This window comes from Coriobacteriia bacterium, assembly GCA_034370385.1.
Lineage (GTDB): Bacteria > Actinomycetota > Coriobacteriia > Anaerosomatales > PHET01 > JAXMKZ01.
The window spans coordinates 34,170-59,257 of sequence record JAXMKZ010000019.1; the positions used below are offsets into that span (position 1 = coordinate 34,170).

Consider the following 25,088-nt stretch of genomic DNA (forward strand, 5'->3'; position numbering starts at 1 on the left):
GAACGGTTATTGACCAGCGGTGCATATGTGACGATACTCACCCCAATGGCGCCCTTGGGCGTTGTGTGTGTATTGCGTGAAATCTGGAGGCTCGCGCTGCAGTCCTGGGGGCAGGACGGCTGCGACAAGGTTCCTTGACAGCCGTGGCGGCGAAACGTGGGGAAGTGGGAGGCCAGTGATGGTCAGGCATCAGAGCAGGATCGCGGTATTGGCAGTGGTCGTGGCGGCCGTTGCGATGGTATTCGCGTTCGCGAGCACCGCATCCGCAGTGCAGCAGAATCCGGAGTGTCTGTCGTGCCACCAGTCGATGGCCAACTGGACGGTGCCGGACGTTGACCGCTCGACCGCGTGCGCCAAGTGCCACACCGATGGCTTGGTGGGCACGCACCCGCGTCACTACGCGGGAGGCAACTGCGGTGCTGTCTGTCACCTGCCTAACGGCTGGGGCGATTCGCTGCGCTACGCGATTCCCGCCTACCTCGGCCCTGAGGGCTCGTTCGCCACGACGAGTTCGGTCGATACCTCCTCCACACTGATTCACATCATCCACATGAACCCCCGTTGGCCGGGAGCCGTCAACACCACGAGCGAGAAGTGCTCCTCGTGTCACGGCATCGCCAGCTGCTCTGCCTGCCACAACGAGGCCGCTGTGCCCGCAAGCCACGCCGTCCATAGCGCGTCGGGCAACGCTTCCTACACCGCTCAGGCGCCGTGGACCGGCGAGATGAGCCACGGCACCACGATCGACGGCGACATGAACTATGAGTCGCTGCTGCCAGTTGAGAACCAGTGTGCCACCGCCGGATGTCACGACGTCGATGGTGCTGGCGAGATGAAGCCGGTGCAGCGCGAGTCCCACACGCACCCGGCGTATCCGAACTTCCCGGCCGATACGGTGACGTACGCGCCCACCGCATGGCCGGCGCTGTCCTCCACCAACTACACGCTTCAGCGCGCCAACTGGGCGAATGCCGCAGGGCGCACGCTGACGAGCACCTTCCCGGGCAACATCATCGAGGTCATCACCGACGTCGACCCGTATCGCGGCCAGGCCGAGGTCTGGATCGACGACGTGAAGCGCGGCGAGATCGACTGCTACTCGCCGACGACCGGCTTCCAGAAGGTCGCCTTCCGCTCCAACGATCTGGGCCCCGGAAACCACAAGGTGCAGATTCGGGTCACGGGTACCAAGAACCCGCTGTCTCGCGGCACCTACGTCGTCATCGACGGCTTCCGCGCCTACCAGTCGGCGGTGGACTCCATCGCGCCGAAGTGCACGAGCTGCCACCCCGACAAGACCGCGAGCCACGGATTCACCTTCTCGCACGAGGCCACGGGCGCCGCATTCTCGGCCGCCACGTACTCCGGCTTCGCCTGCTCCAGCTGTCACACCGGTCTGATGACCAATGAGCACCGCAGGGACTCGTCAAAGACCAAGGCCGACTCCTGTGTCGCGTGCCACACGGTCTACGCGCCGTACACCGATCCGACGACATCGGTCCCGCCGTTCGACTACAGCTGTACGTGGAATGGCGTCTCCGGATCGCCCGGCTGCCACCAGGTGGCAAACAATCAGCAGCCCCATAGCTTCCTTGAGAACGACCACACGCCTGATACCTCGATCGCCTCCGAGGCCAAGTGCCGCAGCTGCCACGCGGGCAACCTCGACGTGATCCACAACGACTCGGTCCCGGCCAACGGCTTCACGCCGGACTGTCTCGATTGTCACTCGGCCACAAGCTACCCGGCGTCGAAGGGCTGCACGAGCGGCTGCCACAGCGCTTCCGGCGTCGACGGCATGGAGGCGCACCCGTACCTGTCGCCGGCCCACTTGGGCTCGGGCGCTGACGCTGGAGTCGCGAACACGGGCGGACTGGCGTGCACCGCGTGCCATGAGTCTGACCTGGAGCTCTTCCCCGAGCACAACCGCAGCACATCACGTCTGGTCGCTGACGGCAGCGCACTCAACTGCTCGACATGCCACGACCAGAGCTACCTCCCGCGTCCGTGGAACGACCAGTGTGTCCAGTGCCACACGACCGGCAAGGCTCCTGTTCCGCACAACGCGTTCGCCACGAAGCACGACTACTCGATCTACGCGGCCGCCAACCAGACCAGCTGCGGTGGGCTCAACTGCCACAACGTGGCGCAGGCGGACCTGATTCACGCGACCACAGGTCCGGGCAACGCATCCTGCCAGAGCTGCCACACGGCGCTTGAGGGCGTGCCTGCCAAGAAGCTGTGCACGAACTGCCACACGAACCACAACACGACGGCTGCACACAACGCGAGCCTCTACCCCAATGGGGTGGCGTGCGTGCGATGCCACGATGGCTTCTCGACGGTCGATACCGCACACCAGTCGTGCGTGACATGCCACAACACGGCCACGGGTCAGCTCGTTGACTACCTCAACGACAACTACACGGCCGAGTGCACGAGCTGCCACGCTACGGGCGCTGGCAAGCTGGGTACCGTGTACATGCCGTGGGACCCCGATCACTACGTTGGCACCGAGACGACGCACACCGCGTCCTCGCAGGCCGGAGTCGAATCGGGCTTCGCCTGCAACCAGTGCCACAACCTGGAGATGAAGCCCGAGCACATCACCAAGACGAAAACGAACTTCGTCGGCGTGCCGGGCGCCTATCCTGACAAGTGCGTCGCTTGCCACCAACAGCGCGTTGACTCCCTGCCGGGCGGGGTGTGGAACAAGACGTGCGACCAGTGCCACGCCACGAAGCACACGGCGAAGGCCACCCAGCACAACGCGACCAACACGAACCTGTCCGGCGTGCTGACGACGATCACCGTGTCGACCACGGACTTCGAGACCGGCGGCACATGGCCTGCGGCGTGGACGCGTTCGAATGCCACGCTGGTGGCAGCCTCCACGACCACGCCGCGTAGCGGTACCTACGCGGCACAGATTCGCAACAGCTCGACGACTGCTGCGACCTATAACTTCCGCCAGACCTTCGATCTGTCCGCGTACGAGAGCGCGCAGATCGAATTCTGGTACCGCGGCGATGCCATCGAGTCGGGCGACTTCTACAACGTTCGCTACTCGCTCAACGGCGGCACTAACTGGACCGAGATCGTGCCGCAGGGCTTCTCGGTGCTGACATGGACCCAGGTCACGGCCTCGTTGCCCTCATCCCCCTCGGTTCTTGTGAGTTTCGAAGGTCGCGTGAACACGAACAACACCGAGTGGATCCGCTACGACGACATCGTCATCACCGGTCGTCAGCGCGGCGCTTCACCCGGTACCGCCGGCGCGAACTGCGCGGGCTCCGGCTGCCACAACGTGGCCGATGTGTCGGTCATTCACAACAACTCGATCACCACGAACGCGATGATCCCGACGTGCCTGTCGTGTCACAACCCGTCGCCGGTGACGTCGGTCAAGGACTGCAATGCCGCAGGCTGCCACAATGGTGGGCACAATCCGGCCGCGCACACGGCACTGAACAGCGCGGAGTGCGTTCTGTGTCACGAGTCAAGCAACATCCAGGCGGTTCACCCGAACTGCGATATGTGCCACGCGAACCCGACCTATCCGGGTATCACGGCCACCAATGATGCGGAGTGCATCAGCTGCCACAACGCGAGCGAGGTCTACGCCAAGACGTACGCGCCGTCGGATCCGAACCACTATGTCGGCACGGTTGCCGCTCATACCTCCACCGGCAACGGCACCTACAACAGCTACCAGTGCACGCAGTGCCACCAGCTTGAGATGAAGCCGGAGCACAGCAAGGCCACGGCGAGCTTCGCGACAACGACGACGGTGATCGGCAAGTGCGTCGTGTGTCACGAGACGAAGGTCGACCCGTGGATCACCGCGTGGGACAAGCGGTGCGCTTCGTGCCATCCGAGCACTCACACCGAGCGTTCGACCAAGCACAACGCGACGGCTATCAGCCCCGGCTGCGGAGGCGTCGGCTGCCACGTGATCAACGATGTGGCCGTCATCCACAACAACTCGATCACGACGAACGCGATGACTCCGTCGTGCCTGACCTGTCACGACACGAACACTTCGATCCCGGATGTACTCAACTGCGAATCCGCCGGTTGCCACTTCGGGATGCAGCATGGGCACGCGCTGGATCTGGCTGGATCGAACTACAACAACACCACGGTCACCGGCTGCACGAACTCCGGTATCGGTTGCCACGGCTCCCAGCCGACGTCGCCGACTCCCGACTACGCGGGAGTCCAGTACCACCCGGATAATGGGTGCCAGAGTGGCGCATGCCACTTCAACAACGCTACACAGCCGAACGCTGCATTCAACAACCCGCAGACCTGCCAGAACTGCCATGGTGGGCGTGCGGTCGCACCACTGAACTACGTCAACGCGCCGGATGTCATCTCGCTCATGGCAACCAACACGGCGCCGACCGGTGGCCACTACAACGAGACGTCGCACACGATCGTGTCGGCGGTCCAGACCATGAGTGTTGGTGGCTATGCCGAGGCAACGTGCTACACCTGCCACCAGGGTACGAATCCGAACGGCCTTGACGGCATGTGGTATCAGCACCAGGTGCTTCAGGGCTACGGCAACACCACCTGCTACGACTGTCACTCCTTCGTGACGCCGGGTGATGTCGCCGGTACCTCACGCGTGGGCAGCGCCATCAAGAACGCAGTCGCGACCCAAACCGACCTCGACTGCATCGACTGTCACAACGCGCTCGTCATGGGTGCCACCTACGTGATGCACGAAACCACATCTTCGCCGCCGGCGACTGCCACAGTCATGAGCACGCCGCAGTTCCAGTGTGGGGATGCCGGCTGCCACGACACATCCGGACTTGAGATTCACGAGCTGCACAAGGGTGACGGTGACATTGTCCCCACATGGGAGGACGACGGCGTCACCCTGTACAACGCGGCCACGTGCAACACCCCTGCGTGCCATCCGGGACGCCCTGCTTCTTGGCTGCCGACGGGCACCGGCATCTGCGACCGCCGGCCTGAGCCGGAGTGCGTCGACTGCCATGACCCGCTGCTCCAGGGCTGGAAGCCTGACGAGCTGTCCTGCGGCGTCAACGGCGACTGCCACATCACGAGCCCACACACTTCGATCGGCCCGGCTCACTCCGTGACGGCCCTCAGCCAAGCCTGCGTGGACTGTCACGAGACCAATGACATGCGCTCCAATCACGGCTACGCCGACACGGAGAACTGCGCGTCTGCCAACATGTGCCACGACCTCGACGGCACGGTGTATACGTACAACACCGTGCAGTACACGTTCACACTCGCGGGGAAGAAGGAGTGTGCCGACTGCCACGCCTTGGGCAAGATGCCGAACGTGACGCGTAACCACGCGCCGCACGACCCCAACCACTACCTCGGGTCTGAGACCACGCACACGGCCATCAGCCAGACGGGTGGGTTCGGGGCCATCTACTCTGTGGTGGCTACCGAGGGCTTCAACTCCGCGACGTGGCCTGTCGCGTGGACGCGCAACTCGGCCACACTCGTGGTCCCGAACAACGCGGCGCCTCTCTACGAGGGCACCTACCACGCCCAGATCTACACGACATCGACGACGCGCTCGACGAACTACTTCCAGCGCACGTTTGATACAGCGGCTGTTGCCAGCCCGACCGTCGAGTTCTACTACACGACGACGAACTTCGTAGCGCCCGACTACGCGCGCCTCGAGTACTCGACGGACGGCACCAACTTCACCCAGCTGTGGAACACGGCAGCCTCACAGGCCGCGTGGACTAAGGTCGGGCCGCTGGCCGTTCCGCGCAGCGCGACGCTCACCCTGCGGTTCAGCGCGTCGACTAACGCGAACAACAGCGACCGGTTCCGCGTGGACGCCATCACCCTCAAGCCGGGCGATGCCATCGCGGTCGCGTGCAACTCGTGCCACTACATGGAGCTCAAGCCGGAGCACTTCAAGCCTACGGCGGAGGCCACGAGGGTGCCAGGCATCTATCCGGACAAGTGCGTCGACTGTCATGAGAACAAGGCTGACATCATCGATGTGACACGGAACTTCAACGACTGGGACCGCACGTGCAACGCCGGTGGCGTGTGTCACACCAGCCAGCACCTCGGTCAGACGGCGAAGCACGACGCGACGGCCGTCTCGCCCACATGTGGTGGCTCTGGTTGCCACTACATCAAGGACGTCGCGGTCATCCATAACAACTCCTCGCTGTCGAACACTACCGTGACCACGTGTGCGAACACCTGCCATACGAGTCAGGCGACGCTGCCGACATCACTGGCGTGCGGGACGGCAGGCTGCCATGAGGGCATGGGAGCGCACAACCACGAGCTCGATCGCGATGGTTCTCTGTTCAACCCGACGACGGTCACCGGTTGCGTGGACTCAGGCGCCGGGTGCCACGGCAACAGTGCGACCACGAACTACCAGACCTATCACCCCAACAGCGGCTGCGTCTCTGGCGCGTGTCACGCGGCAGCCAACCACAATGAGCCGCAGTTCAACGACCCGAACACCTGCATGAACTGCCACGGTGGGGGAACGCTTCTCTACGGCGGCGCCACGGATCGCCTGCCGGTCACCGGCGTCTCGCCTGACGGCCATTACCCGGTTCCGCAGCACACCGCAGTTGCGTCCAGTCGTACCGCCAGTCTCACCGCAGGCGGTGCGGCAAGCGCCCGCTGCAACCAGTGCCACAACGACACCGGTACCGGTGGCGCAAGCGGCATCTATCCGCAGCACCAAGGTCTGCCGGTGCTCGGCAACACCTCGTGCGTCGACTGTCACAACTACAACGTCGGTGTGACCGCGCAGATTACCGGCAACTGGACTACCGACACCTGCACCGACTGCCACAACGCAACGGTGCTACCGGCCTACGTCGCGCACTCTGCAGTGACCGCGCCGGTGGCCACGGCCACTGAGGCACAGGGTGCGGGCTCCTGCCAGACTACAGGCTGCCATACCACCCTCGATCTGCACGCGCTGCACCGCAACAGGACCAATGCGACCGGCGGATGCAACCTGACCGGATGCCACGACTTCACCAAGCAGGCCACGAAGCCCACGGCCAAGTCGTGCGGCACCGGTGGAGCATGCCACACCACCGATTCGCACAACCCGCTGGCCCACGAGATCACGCTGGATACCGGCAACTGCCTGCGGTGCCATGAGGGCCAGGGCGGCGCGGCGACCACTGACGTGCGCAACCTCTACAAGACCAACGGATTCGGTCTGAACGTCAAGGCACACGGCAGCTGCTCGACGTGTCACAACGGCGGTCTGAACCTGGGTGGCCAGGTGGACAGCGTCACGAACTGCGTCTACTGCCACACCACCGGTAAGGCGGGCACGCACATCTACACGCCGTACGACCCGAACCACTACTACACGACGAGCCACGACAGTTCGCTCACGACGGGTGCAAACTACGGCACCACGACGCAGGGCAAGACACTCTCCGACTTCCACGGAACGTCGCTCAACTTCGAGCGTGCGTGCACCACCTGCCACACCATCGACCTCAAGACCGAGCACAACAAGACGAGCATCGCCTTCAACCTCGGTGGCAAGGCCGACAAGTGCGTGGCCTGCCACGATCTCAAGGTCGACAGCTGGTCAGGCCGATGGACCGGTAGTTGCGCCGGTGAGGCTAGCAGCTGCCACAGCATGGCCTCGCTCCACAGCGATTGGACGACGAAGCACAATGCCTCGACGCAGGTCATGAGCACGCCGGGCTCGAGCTTCGCGCTGGGCTCGACGGCGGGCGTGGCCACCGAGAACTTCGGGACCACCACGACCTTCCCGACTGCGTGGACGCGCTCCAGCACTACCTACATCACCAATCAGACAGGCAGCGCACGCAGTGGTGCGGCTGCACAGATCGGCGTGAACACCACCAGGACTGAGTACAGCTTCTATCGGACAACGGCCTTCAGTCTTGCGTCCTACGGTGCCGGGACCGTCCGGTTCTGGTATCAGGTCAACGTCAGTGACACGGCGGACTTCCTGGTCTGCGAGTACTCGACCACGAGTGGCACAAGCGGCTACACCGAACTCTTCAGGGTGAACACGGATGCTCTGACGTGGACGCAGAGTCCTGCACTTTCGGTCCCCGGCGGCGGGAACGTGTGGATTCGCTTCCGTGGTACTTTCAACGCCACTGGTGAGTATGGACGTGTCGATGACTTCGAGATCAACGGGGTCAACAGCGCGGCCTTCGGAGCGGCGCTGCCAGCGGGCAGCACCGCAGCCGCCAGCTGCCAGAACAACCCGAACGGCACCGAGTGCCACAACGTGGCCGATGTGGCGAACGTCCACAGCCGCACGCCCAACAACGGCTGCCCGATCTGTCACACGGGCACCGCACAGCACGCCACGCAGCTCAACTGCCAGGCCACCGGCTGTCACGTAGGCGTCAATGCGAGCACACACAACACCGCGTGGCACGAGTCGACGTTCAGCAACACCACGCTCTTCGGTACCGGGTTCGCTGCGAGCTGGTGCAACGGCTGCCATGACGACAGCATCGACAACGAGCACTTCGTCTTGGGTGCGTACGCTTCGCAACCCTGCTCGATGTGCCATAAGAAGTCGACGAACAGCGCCGCACCGATCAGCGTGACGTCGGTTAACACGTCAGCGACCATCCACGGCAATACGACCCCGAACAACCAGCTGTGCACGGACTGCCACACGACGGTCACGCAGACCCGACCGCACGTGCAGCGCTGGGGTTGGACCGGCACGCCAAACGGCGGCTCTGCGGCCGTGGGCAACCTGCAGTTCCAGACCACATGGTCCGGTCACCGCTCGCTCGACCCCATGCCGGGCCAGAAGACCTCGTTCACGAATGCCGTCGATGGTGTCGGAGCCAACCGCACGTGGTCACTGCCTTCGATCGCCAACTACGTCAGCAACTGGTCGCCCTTGACAGAGTCGTCCACGATGATGGTGACGTGCGTCGACTGTCACGGCACTGTCACGGGTGCGACGGGTCCGCATGGCGGCGCGATGACGGTCAGGATCGCCGCTGGCTACACCAATAACTACTCGACTGGCGGCACCTACATCAACGCCTCGGCTATCAGCGGCAACGGCATCTGCGCCAAGTGCCATAACGTCGCCAACCTCTTCAACGGCACCGCCAACGGCAACGTCCACAACCGCTCCGACCACAAGGGCACGACGGGTGGCAAGTGCATCAACTGCCACTCCAAGACGCCGCACGCATGGAAGCGTCCGCGCCTCATCGGATACCGCACCGACCCTGCACCGTATCAGTCGCTCACCCTCAACAGCATCACTGATCGTTCCTACACGCCCACCGGATGGAGCAAGGACTACTGTGGGTTGACGGGCTGCGGCTCGCATCCCACCAACGCGACCACCCCGCTCTGGCCGTAAGTACCACCTGCCTCGAAGCGTCTAAGAGGGGTGGGCCCGGATTCGGGTCCGCCCCTGCGCGTTGGTGGCAAACGCGTGGCACGGGCCGTGCAGTTGATAGAATGAACGAGCCCCAACGAAGGAGCCGTCGATGGCGGGAGCGTCCATGCACCGATTCGCGCGCGTCGCGCTGTTTCTAGCTGCCCTTGTCGCGGTCTCGCTTCCCAGCTCGGCATTTGCCGCCGGCTACTATCCGTCGAGCGGCTGGTCCACCGTCAAGACGCTCACCGAGCCGTCTGACGCCGTCCTCGCTTTGGATGGCGAGGTATTCGTCGCCGACGCCGTCGGCCGACGCATCGTGGTGTACTCGTCGTCAGGCAGCTTCTCGCGCGAGTTTGATGGACGTAGCGGCCCGGGAACCGAGCTCATTCGCCCGGCGGCCGTCGCGCTTGGTCCTGATGGCCTGCTCTACGTGGCCGACCGGGGCGCCGACCGCGTCGTCGTGTTCGAGCGCTCGGGCGCGCTCGTCCGCTGGTGGGGAAGCCGGGGCACGGGTCCCGGGCAGTTCATGAGCCCGTCAGACGTGACGCTCGACTCGGCCGGCCTGGTATACGTTGCCGACACGTTCAACAATCGCGTGCAGGTGTTCTCATCTGCCGGTGTGTGGCAACGGACCGTGGGCGCGGGTCTCATCTCGACCCCCGCCGGCGTGGTTGTCAGGGGCAGCGAGCTGTTCGTGGCTGAGACCAACACCCTGCGCGTCACCGTGCTTTCTCTGGCAGGCACGTGGTTGCGTGATTGGGGATGGACGACGACCGGTACGGGAGCCGGCTCCACGACAACGTCTCGCTACCTGAGGCCCTCGGGCATTGAGGTCGATGCTTCGGGCTCTATCTTGGTTATCGATGCCGGGCGTGGGCTGATCGAGAACTGCTCCACGGTGGGCGTCGTCAGCGCCACGTACGGCACGGGCTTACTTGCGCAGCCCGACGGCGTCTACTCGGGTAGCGGCGGCGTCCTCACCGTAGCCGACACTCTCAACCATCGGCTGGCACGGTTCACGACCGCCGCGCCGACCGTCATCTCCACGCTGGCCCCAACGGGAGCCGATGTCTTGGCGCCCGTGTCCCCTCGGGGGGTGGCCGTAGCGCCGGACGGATCAGCGATCGTCGTCGAGTCCGCCACGGGAAGGGTTCGACGCGTGGACGCCGCGGGAGCCACGCTGGTCACGTTCAGCGTCACGCCGGCGCTGTCAGCACCCACCGGGGCCGCCGTCTCTCTCGACGGTACCGAGGTGTTCGTCTGTGACACCGGTAATGATCGAGTTGTCGTCTACTCGATGGCAGGTGCCTACCTGAGGTCCATCGGCGGGCCCGGTACGGGGCCCGGCCAGTTCGATGGACCCACGGCCGTCGTGCAACGTCCGGACGGCCTTCTGCTCGTGACCGATCCGGGCAACCGGCGCGTGCAGATGATGACGTCAGGCGGCGACTACTGGTACGACTTCGGCTCAGACTACCTGCGGGTGCCGTCAGGCGTTGTGAGCGTTCCAGACGGCCGAATCCTCGTCACGGATGCCGGACTCCACCGCATCGTGATCTTCAACTCCGGGGGTACGCGCACCGGGACGATGTCTGGATTCGGTTCGGCGCCGGGGCAACTGCATACTCCCGCTGGTCTCGCGATGAACCCCGCCGGCGACCGGCTTCTTGTGGCGGACCACGGTAACCACCGCGTCCAGCTGCTTACGCTCACCGGCACGCCGATCACCGTCTTCGGCGCCAGAGGATCAGGACCCGGCGAGTTCAACGGCCCCACAGCCGCCGGTTTCGCCTCAGCTACCGGCATCGTTGTTACCGACTCCGGCAACCATCGGGTCGGCCGGGGTGAGTGGGACGAGACGCCGCCGGTTACCGTCCCCGCCGGCGATGTCACGGGTTGGGTCAACACGCCCGCAGGTGCCACCTTCACGCTCAATGCGTCCGATGCCGACGCCGGCGTCGCGGCAACGTACTACCGCATCGGAGCGGGGAGCGTCACACGCTATCTGAGCCCGGTCACGATCGGTGCGGAAGGCGAGACGTCGGTCGCGTACTGGTCGGTCGACCAGGTCGGCAACGTTGAGGCGGAGAAGGGCTTCGTAGCACGCGTCGACCGCATCGCGCCCACCGGATCCGCGGTCTTCGGCACGGCTGCGGCCACGATGCGCACCGGCACGATCCCGGTCGAGTCGTACGTGAGCGGCGCCACCGAGATGCGCCTCGGACGCACGAGCTCCATGGGTTCGTGGGTGCCCTTTGCGCAGTCAGCGTCGATGGTGGTGAGCACCGAAGGTCCGACTACGCTCGTAGCCGAGTACCGTGACGCCGCCAACAACGTGTTGTCGCGGAGCTTCTCGTGCACGCTCGACGGAAGCGGGCCGGTCACAACCATCTACCGGACGCCCGCCGCAGGAGTGAGCCTGGGTCCGGTGACGGTCGACATCGGAGCGGTTGATGCGCTGTCGAGCGTCGCTCGCATCCGTTATCGCCTGGACGGTGGCTTGGAGCGCGCGTACACCGGTCCCTTCACCGTGAGCGGGGACGGAGCGCACAGCGTCGAGGCGTTTGCGGTCGATAGCGTGGAGAACATCGGCCAGACGACCCGACTCGACCTCGGAATCTCACGTCTAGCCGCAGGCGGGCAGCTTGCGGTCGCAGGCGGGCTTGAGCACATCGGCTATCGAACCGTCGAGGTCTCTGCGACGGTTCAGAGCGCGACGCGCGTGCGCTGGGATGCGGGTAGCGGTTTCTCGCCGTGGATGCCCTTCTTGCCATCGTGGTTCGTCACCTTCCCGGGTGACGGGTTCCACACGCTGAGGGTTCAGTTCGAGGACGCCATCGGCCAGCAGATCGAGCTGACGAAGCCGGCGCACATCGACCTCGCAGCGCCCGTGACGACCGCGATCGGCGTGCCGCCGTCGGGCGTGAGTGCCGTGCCGGTCATGATCGGGCTCAGTGCTGCAGACGACTCGCCGTCCACGATCACCTTTCGTATCGATGGGGGACCGGTCAGGACATACTCCGTGCCCTTCACCGTCTCCGGTGACGGAGACCGGACCGTGACCTTCAGCGCCACTGACGCGGCGGGCAACGTCGAGAACGAGAAATCGGTTCGCTTCATCATCGCCGAGACACCGCCGACCGGGTCTATTCGCCCGGCGGGTGGCATAACGAGGCTGGCCACGCGCACGGTCGACCTTGAAGTCGAGGCCCCGGGGGCAGTCCAGATGCGCTTTGACACGGGAAGCGGCCCGCAGGCGTGGCTCCCCTACGGACGGACCGCCCGCGTGACGATGCCCGGTGAGGGGCTGCACTGGATCACGGCGACCTTCGCCAACATCGCCGGTGTGGAGTCTCAGGTGGCGGCTCAGGTGCTCGTGGACCTTACCCCGCCGACCACGGCGCTGGGGGGCATTCCGGTGGGCGTATCCTCCGGACCCATCAACCTATGGATTGTGGCCAACGACACGCTGAGCACGGTCGCCTCGATCAACTACCGCATCGACGGCGGGCCGGTTCAGACCTATCGGGGACCGTTCCTCGTGTCAGGCGATGGTATCCACACCGTGGAGCGCTGGGCCACAGACGAGTTGGGCAACGTCAGCAGCCGAGTGTCCGAAACGCTCAGCATCTCGAGCCTGCTTCGCGGGGGCTTGGTCGTGGCTGCGGGCGGGGCCTCCCGGGTCGGCACTCTGACGGTGCCCGTGACGGTGGACGTGTCAGGCGCCACTGAGATGCGTGTCGATACGGGTTCGGGATTCTCGGCGTGGCGGGCGTTTACGCGCGCGTTCGACGTCACGCTGCCGCGCGAAGGCACGGGGCTTGTTCGCGTGCAGCTGCGCGACGAGCTGGGTGTCGAGGTGGATCTCATGACAACCATCATCGTTGACCTGACTGCACCCGTCACCGACATCGCAGGATTGCCACCCAGCGGCGCCAGCGCCGGTCCGGTGATAGTCGCGCTGACGGCCTCCGACGTATCGCCGGTCACGTTGACGGAGTATGCGGTCGACGGTGCCGCGTGGCGTACCTACGCGGGCGTGTTCGTGGTCAGCGGCAACGGCGTGCACACGGTCGCCTACCGATCGCGCGATGCCGTGGGCAACCAGGAGCAAGCGCGCACAGCATCCTTCGTCATCGCCGGTGATCGGCCGGAAGGCTGGCTCAAGCCCGCGGGCGGGCGCTCGATCGTGAACACGACCGCGGTGAGCATCGAAGCGAGCGTCGCTGGGGCCGTGCAGATGCGCTTCGACACGGGCGGCGGCTTCGGCCCGTGGGCCGCATACGCCAAGACGTCGTCAGTCCGGGTGAACGGTTCTGGCCTCCACTGGGTTGTCGGAGCCTTCCGCAACATAGCGGGCGTGGAGTCCACGCTCGGTGTGCCCGTGCTGGTTGACCTGTCGCCTCCTTCCGTCACCAAGGTCGGGGCTGCGCTGCGATCGTTCACGATTCCGCGTGACCGCGTGCCGCGCTACAACGTCACCATCGTCGGCAGCGCTGAGGACAGCGGCTCGCCTGCGGCCGGTCTGGGCGCGTGGCAGTGGCGCCTGGGGACCCGCAGCAGCAGCTCGGGCACGTTCACGGGCACGAAAGCAGGGCGCTATACGTCGACCGCCACCGTCGCCGACAAGGCCGGCAACCGTGGTTCTCGGCAGGGCAGCGTCCGGCTGGGTGCCGCTGCAGCTCCTCGCGTGCCGAGCACGGCTCGGGTCAACCGTTCATTCACCGTGCGGGGCGCTGTCCCGTGGGCCGGATCGGGAGCCGTCGGGCGCATCTACGCGTACAAGCGTGCGGCGAATGGCACGTGGGTCCTTGCCAAGACGATCACCCCGTCGATGCGGGTCTCGGGTTGGAAAGCCACCCTGACGGGTCGCGTTGCGCTCGCCAGAGGGCAGTGGCGGCTCGTTCTCGTGACATCACGCGCCGGCTCGTTCGTTGCCGGTTCGCCGTCGGGGGTCATCACCGTCAAGTGACGATTCTTGATAATCCTATGGAGCAGGGTGGGTTCGGCGTACCACTCCTGCCCTGTTTGCGGCACAATGTGCGACGAGCGCGGCGTGTGGACACGCCCCCTCTGAAGCCGCGCCCGCGGCGCGTCGACTGAATCTGGGAGCGAACCACATGGCGAAACGCAAGAAGACGACCGCTGGCGCCAAGGCGGCTGCTGCAGCGGTCCGGCCCATTGCCGAGGACTGGAGCATCGCGCGCCATATCGCCTGGTGGTCGATTCTTGCGATGGTGTTCCTCACGCCTGTCGCCATCTCGAACCTGTCATTTCTTGGGGTGGCACTGCCTCTTTCCTATGACCAGTTCGACATCATCAAGGTATTCATCCAGCGGGTGCTGGGCCTCACCGCGCTGGCAGCGTGGTCGTGGGACATCCTGGTTCGCGGAGGCAAGGTGCGCCACACCCCTGTGGAGTGGTTGATGCTCGCCTTCTTCGCGTGGGTCGCTATCGGTGCGGTGTTCTCCATCCATCCGCCCACCGCCATCTTCGGCAAGTATCGTCGCTTCGAGGGGCTGCTCTCGTTCATCAACTATGGAGTCGCGTACTGGATCACCCTGCAGCTCACCGACAAAGCGGCTCGAATCAAGCAGCTCGCCCAGTCGGTGTTCTGGGCGGGACTCGTCGTCGGCGGTTACGGCCTCATGCAGGCGTTCGGTCAGGACATCCTCAAGTGGGGCACCCTGCCGTTTGAGGTGAACCGTTCGTTCTCCACCTACGGCAACCCGGACCTGCTGGGCGGCTTCCTCATGTTCGGTACGTTCGTCTCGCTCGGTCTGGCGCTGGCGGAGTCCAATCTGGTCTGGCGCGGCGTCTACTGGTTCGGCTTCCTCATCAACTCCGCCGTGATCGTCACGGCGTTCACACGCAGCGCCTGGGTGGGCGCGATCCCCGGATTCATCTTCATCGCGCTGTTCGCGTTCCGTCAGAAGATCGAGTGGAAGACTGAGGACTGGGTGTTCTCGGGGACCGCGCTGGCGGCGTCGCTGGCGTTCATCGTTCGAAGTCTCTCCGCGGATAACGAGATCATGAACTTCGCGAAGCGCTTCCAGTCGATCTTCGTGTTCGATCAGGGTTCTGCGAAGACCAGGTTCCAGATCTGGCAGGCGGCCATCGACGCCATCAAGGATCGCCCGATCTTCGGGTTCGGAGCCGATACGTTCAGGCTCGTATTCCCGCAGTACAAGCCGGTTGAGTACGTCAAGGACGCGGGCTATCTGTCGGTAGCCGATAACGTGCACAACTATCCGCTTCAGCTGGCCACCGGCGTCGGTGTGCCCGGAGTCGCCCTACTCTACGGAGTCTTCGGGTGGGCCGCCGTGCGTTCGTGGAAGACCGTGTGGGCTCGCGATACGGGCGTCAACAAGATGATTCTGGCCGGGTTCTGGGCCGCCTGTGCCGCGTACGTGACCCACCTCTTCTTCGGTCTGTCCGTGACCGGCTCGTCGTTCCTGCTGTGGGTGTCCATGGCCGCGGTGCTTTCACCCACGGCGAAGGTCATCCAAGTGCGACCGCTGGGCACCTGGGGCATCGTGGCGGCGGGCGTGGTGACGATGCTCGCGCTCTTCGGTATCGGCTATCAGTTCGTGTTCATGCAGGCCGACAAGGCGTACCTCATGGCGCGCATCGGCACCCAGGGCGCAGAGCGCACGCAGTACGCGGAGCAGGCGGTACGCCTCAACCCATGGAACGACATGTACCGCGCCGAAGTGGGGCTGGCGCTCACGGATGAGGCCATAGCGGCCATCAACGCCGCGGGAACGGACCCGGCGGGCCAGGAAGCCGCGCGCGCCACCGCCCTTCAGGCGTTCACGCGGGCCGAGAAGGCGTTGCTGGACACCATCGCGTTCGTTCCTCCCGAGTACGACAACTACGTATTCCTCGCTAACCTCTACAACATGGGCGGGCAGTTCTTCGACCCGGCCTACTACGACAAGGCGATTGCAATCGCCCTGAAGGGCGTGGAGGTTGAAGAGTTCGGTCCGGCGGTTCGCTTCCAGCTGGCGCGCGCGTACCTGTCCACCGATCAGCAGGACAAGGCGATCGAGCAGCTCGAGATCAACGTGGCGATGGACCCCGCCTACGTCGAGTCCGTGACGGCCCTTGCGCAGATCTATGAGATGCGGGGCGACCTGAAGAATGCCATCCGAGTGCTGCGAGTCGCGGAAGACTACCGACCCGGTCAGGCGGGGGTGGCGGACAAGCTCGCCCAAATTGAGGCGTCATCGACGGCGACGACCAGTGCACCCTGACGGCACCGTCCGCGGGTAGGCATCGCTGTTGCTCTGTTGCCGTGCAGGAATGCGACCGCAGAATCGGTCCTGACGGACGGAAGACATGACCGCGCCTGAGACACAGGTATCACCACCGCCCGATGAGCTTGAAGACGCTCAAGGCGAGGGGTTCGACGCGGAGCACACCGCGCCGGATGCCGCTGTCACCGAGGAGCCAGGGAATTTCGTACCCGCGTGGCTCGCCGCACTCGTGCTCGTGCTGCTGCTGGCCGTGATGGGCGTGGGCGGCTACGTGGTGCGGGGGGTGGTGGCAGGGGAGAGCCGCGTGGCGGATGTGGCGGATCAGGAGATCGTGCGGTGGCGTGCCGAGGTACGCGCCGACCCGAAGGACACGAACGCCCGGGTGTCTCTCGGCTACGCGTACCAGCAGGCCGGCCGCCTGGACAAGGCCGTGGACGAGTACGAGACCGTGCTCAAGACCGACGCGCGCAATACCGCGGCCCTGTACAACCTTGGCGTGGTGTATCTGCGTCTGGGTGTGGACGATCGCGCAGAGAAGGTTCTGTGGCAAACCCTTGATGTCGTGCCGGATCACGTGCTGGCCGCCCGAACCCTCGGCGAGCTCTATCTCGAGCGCGAACAGTACCGGTCGTTGCTCAAGGCCGTACGTCCCGTTGTCGAGACCCGACCCGAGATAGCCGATCTGCAGTACCTCACGGGGGTGGCGTACGAGTACACCGGCCACCCCGATTGGGCTATCGCCCGCTACCGTCTGGCCTTGCAGTATGCGCCGGACTACGCACGGGCCCGCGAGGGGCTCGAGCGCCTCGGAGAGACCCCGTGAGCCCTCCCGGCCCCCGCGGACTGTACCTGACGCCTCGTCAGGCGTTCCTGACGATGGCGGGCGTGCTCGCCGTGGTCCTGGTCAGCTTGGTCGTATACCTGTGGTGGCTTACTCGTCCGGCGGACTTCACGGTCGAAGCCGATGGCGAATCTCAAGGCGGCCTCGTGCCCAAGCTCACCATCTACGGTCCGGGGCGGGAGCCAGCGGCCGCATTCGACCAGCCCATGGGGGCGGCGTGGGGTCGCGACGGCACCACGCTGTTCGTGGCAGATGCACTCAACAACAGGATCTGCGTCTTCGATGCCCAAGGTCGCCCGGTGCGCGAGTTCGGTTCGCTCGGCGTCGCCAAGCCGCTTGCCGGCGCAGAGCGCACGTGGGATCCGGGTGAACTCAGCTATCCGGTGGACGTCGCCGTCGCTGAGGACGGGACCGTGTACGTGGCGGACTTCTACAACGACTCCATCTCCGCCTTCACCGAGCAGGGACGCTTCATTCGGCGTTTCCCCGATCCGTACGCGCCTACCGGCAAGGGGAGCTCCGGTGCTGAGGGTGGGGGCATCGCGGTGACGGCGGTTGCGGCGCAGGGCGGTCGAGTCTATGCCACCGACACCTATCAGGTACTCGTCTTCGATACAGAGGGCAAGCTGCTCAACCAGTTCGGCCAGCCGGGGATGGGGCCGGAGGGCCTGAACCACCCCGGTGGCATCGCGGTGGATCGCGATGGCCGCATCTATGTTTCCGACTCCAATCACAACCGGGTCAAGGCCTACTCGCCCGAAGGAGAACTGCTGTGGGTCTCGGGCAGACCGGTGTCAGGCCTCCAGTCCAAGACCGACAACCCGTTTGTCCTCCCGCGCGGCATGACCGTCCTTCGGGACGGATCGATACTGGTGGCCGATCCGCTCGCACACCAGCTTGTCAGATTGGACCGGGACGGCAAGGTTGTTGCTCAGTACGGGGTGCGTGGGACGCTCGACGGGCAGTTGAACTTCCCGAACGACGTCGCGGTACGGGACCAAGATGTCTTGGTCGCAGACCGTCAGAACCAGCGGATTCAGGTTGTCAACCTTAGCAGCCGATAAACGGTAGTAGGTTGATTGGGCAGGAAGGTGTCCTGTACCATGGTGCTTGAGGTTCGTCCTCATTTCATCAGCTCATGTCAAGACGGGTGGGCACGCGTGACCAGTCGTGTGGTGAAGGTACTCGCCGCAGTTGTTGTGGTGCTCGCGCTTGGCGCAGCGCCTGCCTTGGCGTACCAAGAGTCGTCAACGGCCACCGACCCGGCTCTCACGGCGGCGTATTCGTGCCCCACGTGTCACGGTTTGGAGGCCGGGGTCGCATCTCCCACGGTCGCCCCGCGCACCGTACCTGCAACCTGGACGTGGGACAGTGAAGCGGGATACGCCGTGGGCAGCCGAAAGGGCCCGCACGGCGGTTTCACCACCGGCACCCAGAAGTGCCAGGTCTGCCACTCGATTCACGATGGCAACTCTATGTCGTCCGCGTTGCTTCCCGAAGCGACTATTGCCGCCACCTGCTATACCTGCCATGACGGCACCGGCGGCGGCGGAGTCTACGGTGTCATCTACCAGCGCACGGGTATTCAGCCGGGTGGTACGCACCGCATCGGATATCTGAACGGCAACAACAAGGTGGACGTTCCGGGTGGCAACTCCAACGGCTCGTCGCGTGAGACGACCTTCACCGGCGAAGGTGGCTCCTTGACGTGCACCGACTGCCACAGCGCGCACAACTCCAACACCATCGCCCCCTTCGTGGGTGACCGCAAGCGCTCCTCGGCCGACGTGACCACCGCCACGGCCACGAACCGGCTCCTGCGCATCAGGCCCACGACGTCAGAGACCACCGTCACGGTGTACGGCGCCGGCTGGTGCGCTTCGTGTCACAAGGGAAGCCATACGGGCACGCCCCACAAGTTCAATCAGGCCGACTCGGTACGCAACTACTCAAGCGTCGCCGTTCTCAGTGGCGTCAACACGTCGATCAGCGTCGGGCTGGGTCCGCTGGGTGGCAACAACTTCGGCTACATCATGACCGATATGAACTCCGGACCGGGTGGCCATGGCGGCGAGCGGCCCATCTGCCAGCAGTGCCACGAGGACTCGCGGGTCGTTGGTGGCGACGTTGCTGGTGCACCCGACCAGTTCTGGGTCACTCCGGCACAGGTGTTCGACGCGCCACTTGACGGCAGCACGGCGGGTAACCCGCAGTTCCAGAACTTCCCCCACGAGACGGTCAACGGCACCCTGACGATAGAGCCCGATCCGGCACTCTGCCTCAACTGCCACAAGCCCTAAGCGGCGCACGTGGCGACGTTGGCGCGTCTGGTGCGCTCCCCGCGAGTAGCCGTCTGGCTGATTGTCGCGCTCAGTGTCTACGTCGGTCTGGTGACCGCGATCCCGCAGGAGTCGATGCTGCCTGACAGGCACGCCGCGTGGGTCGCCGAGGGCTCACCCCTCGTCTCGGTGGCACGCGCGGTCGGTGCTGACCGCGCTTACACGAACCCCCTGTTCTTGCTGATTGCGGCTGCGCTCACGCTGTCGACGGGCGTGTGTGCTTGGGATCGCTCGAGGCGCGCACTGCGCACGTGGCGTGAGCGAGGGATGGTCACGGAGGCGCTCCGGGCACGCCTCGACGCCCGACCGGATGCCGAAGCCACGGTCGACATGGACGTCGAGATGGCCCAGGAGAAGGCAGCACGCGCGCTCGAGGGGCTCCACCTCAAGGCGCGGCGCGGTCCCTCGCTGATGTATGCGGAGGCCGGCGCCTGGGGACTTCTCGGAAGCCCGCTGTTCCACTGGTCCATGGTCGTGCTGGTCGTCGTTGTCGGGCTGGGTCAACTCACCCGGTGGGAGGGCCTGCTCGGTGTGCCCTCGACCGGCACCGTCGTCGAAGAGGCGGGATCCTACCGGGAGTTTGACTCAGGGTCGCTCGCCCTCCCTCATACCGGGTGGTCCCTATCGATCGCATCGGTAGATGAAAGCAAGAGTATCGGCGACGTCTATTACGGGGTCACGCCTCGCATCACGCTCAGCGATGGCGAGCGGGTGCTCGCGGAACAGGAAGTCCATCCCAACCGTCCGCTGCGGTACGGACCGCTCCTGGTTCACCTTTCGGATTATGGTCTGGCAGTTCGAGTCAAGGCTATCGGGCCGGACGGCGAGTCGAGCGGGACAAGCAACCAGATCATCGACTTCGACGAGATGACTGAGTCCGGCACCGTGCCCTCGCAGTTCGCGGTGATCGATGACGCGGGAATCACCGTTGCCGAGGTCGCGGTTGCGGTCAGCGCGCGTGACCGCGCCGGTGCGTTGCCCAGGATGAAGCCCCCCGGCAAGGTCATCCTGATCGACAGCGTTCTATCCGATGGCTCGAAGACATCGGTGCGGGTTGCGGTGGGCGAGCCGGTGGAACTCGGCGGCGGATGGACGATCGTTGCGGAGGAGATGGGATACTACGCGCGTCTGAGTGTCGTGCGCGACTGGTCGGTCTACTGGATCTACGGGCTGCTCGGCCTGATCACCGTCGGTGTGATCATCGCGCTCGGGGTGCCGTACCGTTTCGTGTGGGTTCGGTCGGTTGCGGACCCGGACGGTGGCTCAAGAGTCGCGGTGGTGACAGGGCAGTCTCGCCGGGACCCGGTGTTCAGGTCCCGCGTGACCGACGCTCTGGCTGCGATGCCGGCAAGGCGGGCATCTCCAGCCGATCCGAAGCCCGAACGTGACGACGATGTGATGGAGGACGAATAGTGACCCAGTACGTCGAGATTCTGCTCATGTGGGTTGCCGTGAGCCTCTATGCGGCATCAGCCGTCGGATTCGTCACGGGCCTGGTCTTCTCCAAGAAGGGGATAGTGACCGCCGCCTTGTGGCTGGCGGCCGCGGGGCTCGTGCCGCATACGATCGCCATAGCCGGTCGATGGGAGCGCGTCGGCCACGGGCCGTATCTGGGCTTCTACGAGGTGGTCTCCTCGTACGCCTACGTCAGCGTGGTGGGGCTGCTCATACTCGTGCGACTCTATCCGGCGCTGCGCGTCGCAGGCGCCGTCGTCATGCCGATTGCGTTCCTGTTGCTGGGCGGTGCGATGCTCGCCCCGAAGAGCGGGCTGGAGATCACCCCGTATCTGGCATCGTGGTGGCTTGTCGTGCACGTGGCCTTCGCGAAGCTGTGCTACGGAGCCTTCGTGGTGGCCATGGTGCTTGGCGTCGTGTTCCTGTTCAGGGCCCGTCTGCGGGGCAAGATGGCCGAGTTCGCGGCGAAACTCCCCAGCGATGACGTGCTCGATGATCTGACGTTTCGGTTCCTGGCAGCCGGGTTCATCCTCCTCGGCATCATGATCGCGGCTGGCGCCATCTGGGCGAATGAGGCATGGGGACGGTACTGGGCTTGGGACCCCATCGAGACCTGGTCGCTGATCTCGTGGCTGGTGTACGCTGCGGTCCTCCATGCCAGGCTCACTCTTGGCTGGCGAGGACGCCGCTTCGCGTTGGCCGCCGTCTGGGCGCTTCCCCTCGTGCTGTTCGCGCTCATCGGGGTGCCGATCGTCTACGATTCGATACACGGCGCATACCTTACGGGCTACTAGGCGTCGGGTTCGCTTGAGCGTGCAGGAAACGCCGCCCCTCAGGCCGAATTCACGTTCATTAGTGTTTCTTGGCATGCTAGAATCTACGTGGTGCGCCGCGCCCATCTGACCCTTGAGAGCTCTCTCCCACGTGCGGCGCCTAGGAGGATCGTTGTCCGATCCCGAAGTCGTCACCGACGACGTCGACATCGACTCTGAAGAGCAGGAAGAAGGGCGCAGCCGGCGCTGGTCGTCGCTGCTCGTCGTCATCCTTCTGCTGCTCCTGCTGCTGTGCTGTCTGGCCACGTCCGCCCAGATCTGGATCACAGGCGGTTCTCAGCAGGCTCGGTTCATCGCACGCAACCTGGAGTGCCTGCAGTGCCACACCGAGCTGATTCCGGAGTTCAACAACGTCACGGTGCACAATCCCTTCGCGCTGAAGGAGTGCACCGCCTGCCACACCCGGCACGGCAAGAAGGTGTCGGTGACCGTGACGTCGAGCGCGCTGGAGACCTGGCGGCGCTACACGACAATGCTCGAGTGGCTCCCACTGAAGTGGTGGATCACGTTGTCGCAGGGCGCCGCCGGGCGAATCAGCTCTGAGGGCGGAGGGATAGTGCCGGGCGAGTCAAAGAGCGTCGAGGTCAAAGGCGCGGACTCCGAACTCGTGATGGCGGAACAGGACCTCTGCTGGCTGTGTCACGGCAGCATGGGGGCCAAGCTCGGTGACGAGTATCGCCACCAGCCCTTCGTGACGGGTAGGTGCACCAACTGCCACAACCCCCATGCCTCGCCGTACGTGGCCCTCATCAATCAGCCGCCGAACCGCATCTGCCTGACCTGTCACGCGATGGGCGCGGAACTGTCACGCGATCAGGCCCACTCGCCGGCGGAAGGGGGCTGGTGTCTGGACTGCCACGATCCTCACGCCTCCAACTTCAAGGGCATGATCGTGGCCGGTCAACGCGACCTGTGCTTCCGTTGCCATCCCACGGTCGCGGTGCTTGACTCGATGGCGGTCCAGCACGCGCCGTTTCTGAACGATGACTGCACGGGCTGCCACGAGCCGCATGGCTCGGACTACCGTCCGCTTCTCGACGCGGAGCAACCGCGCCTGTGCTACAAATGCCACCCGAGCATCTCGGACCAGTTCGCACAGGAAAGCCATCATCCCGTGGGCGTCACTCTGACCTGCGCCAGCTGCCACGACCCGCACGCCGCACAGTATCCGGGGCTCCTCAGTGCGCGCGACAACGACTTCTGCGACCAGTGCCACTCTCAGATCACGGTGAGCTACGAGGACTCGTTGCATGACCGAGTCCTGTGCATCAGCTGCCACACCCCTCATGGCTCTCCGTACGCGCCGATACTCGTTGAGGAGAATCCGGACGTCTGCCTCAGGTGCCATAACCCCGAGCACTACGATGACGACCGGCCCGGCATCGTGAGAAACAACCACCCGGTGCGGCCGATCTTCTACGACGTGAACAATCGGAAGAACCTCACGTGCACTTCTTCGTGCCACAACCCGCACGGTACCGAGTTGGGCGCGATGCTGAGGTACTTCCCTCGCGGATGGGACGGCAACTGCCTCATGTGCCATGCGGTCACCGAGGGCAACCGCGTTGGCATCGACTTCTAGCGGCGTCAGGTGGTTGAGCGGCTCGGGGTTCCACGGAACTGCGCACGCGCGGCCTGGAGTACACTGTGCTTTTCGAAGGCGTTTGCAGCGACGGAGAGAGATATGACTGACATTCAACGCGCGCCCGATGCTTCGGTGTATCGGTTGTCGCTCTACCACTGCTATCTGGGCGAGCTCATTCGTACCGGCGCCGATGCGAAGATCACCTCACCGCGCATAGCGGAGGCGCTGAACATCAAGGAGGAAACCGTCCGCCGCGACCTGTCGTTCGTCGGCGGCGTCGGAAGGCCTGGTTCAGGTTATGACGTGCAGACCCTGTTCTCGGCGCTGCAGAACTACCTGGGCCTGAGAGACGAGTACCCGATCTTGAAGGTTGGAACGGCGCAGATGCTGGAGTCTCTGTCGGTGGTCTTCCCTGCGCATACCTACGGGGTCGATCCCGTGGCGTACTATTCGGAGCTCCCCACCGATGTCGGTTCGCGGGTACACGGCATCGAAGTCAAGCAGCTCTCTGAGATCCCCAAGCTCGATCCGGAGCTTGGCATCACCGTGGCGCTCGTTGCCTGTTCGCCGGGATTCGTCCAGATCACGCTGGAACTGCTTCATCAGGCCGGCATCACCGGCGTGCTGCTTCTGACTCCGGCGCTCAGGCTCAATCGTCCCGAAGGCATGACGATCACGCACGTGCGCATGCCGTGTGACATCAAATCGCTCGCATGCCGGTGCTACGTTCCGGCCATGGCGGAGGCGTAGCACCGATTCGCGTCAGGGAGTCGCGGTCGGCTCGGCGGTCGCACTCGTCTCGCGTTCCTGCCGATGCCAGTACCATTCATCGAGTAACGCATCGACATCGTCGGAGTGGCCTTCCCAGTCAGCAGCGGGTGAGACGGCGAAGAGCAACACTTCGCTGCCGTTAGTGCGCACGAGTACGGCGCGACCGGCGAACTCGCGGTCCTTGGCGTCCGTGCCGGTGACGTCAACTGCCCAGGCCGGACGCTTGCCCACGGTGACTTCGCGCGGTGCGGTGAACGCTTGATCTTTCCACTCGCGGTCCTCCGCGCGCAGTTCGAGCAGCGAGGTGAGGCGGTCATCCACGGGCACGGTCGCCGCCTCAGTCGCGGTGTAGACTCCGACCGAGAGCGTATCGAACGCTGCGTCCTCGCCGTCGGGGAGCTCGTCTGCGGCGTAGAGTGCGATGAGCCCCGGCTGCACGAAGGACTGCCACGATTCGGGGTAGCGCAGGTGGAACAGTCCGTTCGTGTCGTTCTCGGTGGCGAGGTCTTCGCTAAACAGCGTGCAGCCAGACAGCGCGACGACCAGGACGACGCAGAGAGCTACCGAGGCGATTAGATTGCGAGTTCGGATGGTCATGG

11 protein-coding genes are annotated in these 25,088 nt (G+C 64.8%); 10 read left to right on the top strand and 1 reads right to left on the bottom strand.

The features are described 5' to 3' along the window. Window positions 1-178 precede the first annotated feature (178 nt). From U1E26_04505 to U1E26_04550, 10 genes are all read left to right on the top strand, one after another. Window positions 179-9,385 carry a hypothetical protein gene (locus tag U1E26_04505; GenBank protein ID MDZ4168903.1) on the top strand — a complete coding sequence of 3,069 codons (9,207 nt, stop codon included), beginning with the start codon at window positions 179-181 and terminating at the stop codon, window positions 9,383-9,385. A 130-nt stretch (window positions 9,386-9,515) separates the two neighbouring features. Then, the gene (locus tag U1E26_04510; GenBank protein MDZ4168904.1) at window positions 9,516-14,378 is read left to right on the top strand and encodes a 6-bladed beta-propeller; all 4,863 of its coding nucleotides are present in this window, start codon (window positions 9,516-9,518) and stop codon (window positions 14,376-14,378) included. A 148-nt stretch (window positions 14,379-14,526) separates the two neighbouring features. Beyond that, on the top strand, window positions 14,527-16,662 hold the full coding sequence (locus U1E26_04515; GenBank protein ID MDZ4168905.1) for an O-antigen ligase family protein: 2,136 nt from the start codon (window positions 14,527-14,529) through the stop codon (window positions 16,660-16,662). An 85-nt stretch (window positions 16,663-16,747) separates the two neighbouring features. Next, on the top strand, window positions 16,748-17,488 hold the full coding sequence (locus U1E26_04520; protein MDZ4168906.1) for a tetratricopeptide repeat protein: 741 nt from the start codon (window positions 16,748-16,750) through the stop codon (window positions 17,486-17,488). Beyond that, the gene (locus U1E26_04525) at window positions 17,485-18,570 is read left to right on the top strand and encodes a 6-bladed beta-propeller (protein MDZ4168907.1); all 1,086 of its coding nucleotides are present in this window, start codon (window positions 17,485-17,487) and stop codon (window positions 18,568-18,570) included. The genes U1E26_04520 and U1E26_04525 overlap by 4 nt, the downstream gene beginning before the upstream one ends. A 96-nt stretch (window positions 18,571-18,666) precedes the next feature. Next, window positions 18,667-19,806 carry a cytochrome c3 family protein gene (locus U1E26_04530; protein MDZ4168908.1) on the top strand — a complete coding sequence of 380 codons (1,140 nt, stop codon included), beginning with the start codon at window positions 18,667-18,669 and terminating at the stop codon, window positions 19,804-19,806. Window positions 19,807-19,815: 9 nt separating this feature from the next. Further along, the gene (locus U1E26_04535) at window positions 19,816-21,258 is read left to right on the top strand and encodes a cytochrome c biogenesis protein ResB (protein MDZ4168909.1); all 1,443 of its coding nucleotides are present in this window, start codon (window positions 19,816-19,818) and stop codon (window positions 21,256-21,258) included. After that, window positions 21,258-22,094 (top strand): cytochrome c biogenesis protein CcsA, encoded by an 837-nt coding sequence (ccsA, locus tag U1E26_04540; protein MDZ4168910.1) that lies wholly within the window; start codon window positions 21,258-21,260, stop codon window positions 22,092-22,094. Before U1E26_04535 ends, ccsA begins: the two co-directional genes overlap by 1 nt. Before the next feature lie 151 nt (window positions 22,095-22,245). Next, entirely contained in the window at window positions 22,246-23,715 is a 1,470-nt protein-coding gene (locus tag U1E26_04545; GenBank protein ID MDZ4168911.1) for a cytochrome c3 family protein, read from the top strand. A gap of 102 nt (window positions 23,716-23,817) precedes the next feature. Then, the gene (locus U1E26_04550) at window positions 23,818-24,468 is read left to right on the top strand and encodes a winged-helix domain-containing protein (protein MDZ4168912.1); all 651 of its coding nucleotides are present in this window, start codon (window positions 23,818-23,820) and stop codon (window positions 24,466-24,468) included. A gap of 12 nt (window positions 24,469-24,480) precedes the next feature. Here U1E26_04550 and U1E26_04555 read toward each other — a convergent pair whose 3' ends face one another. After that, window positions 24,481-25,086: a hypothetical protein gene (locus tag U1E26_04555; protein MDZ4168913.1), complete on the bottom strand. Its 606-nt coding sequence runs from the start codon at window positions 25,084-25,086 to the stop codon at window positions 24,481-24,483. Window positions 25,087-25,088: the final 2 nt, after the last annotated feature.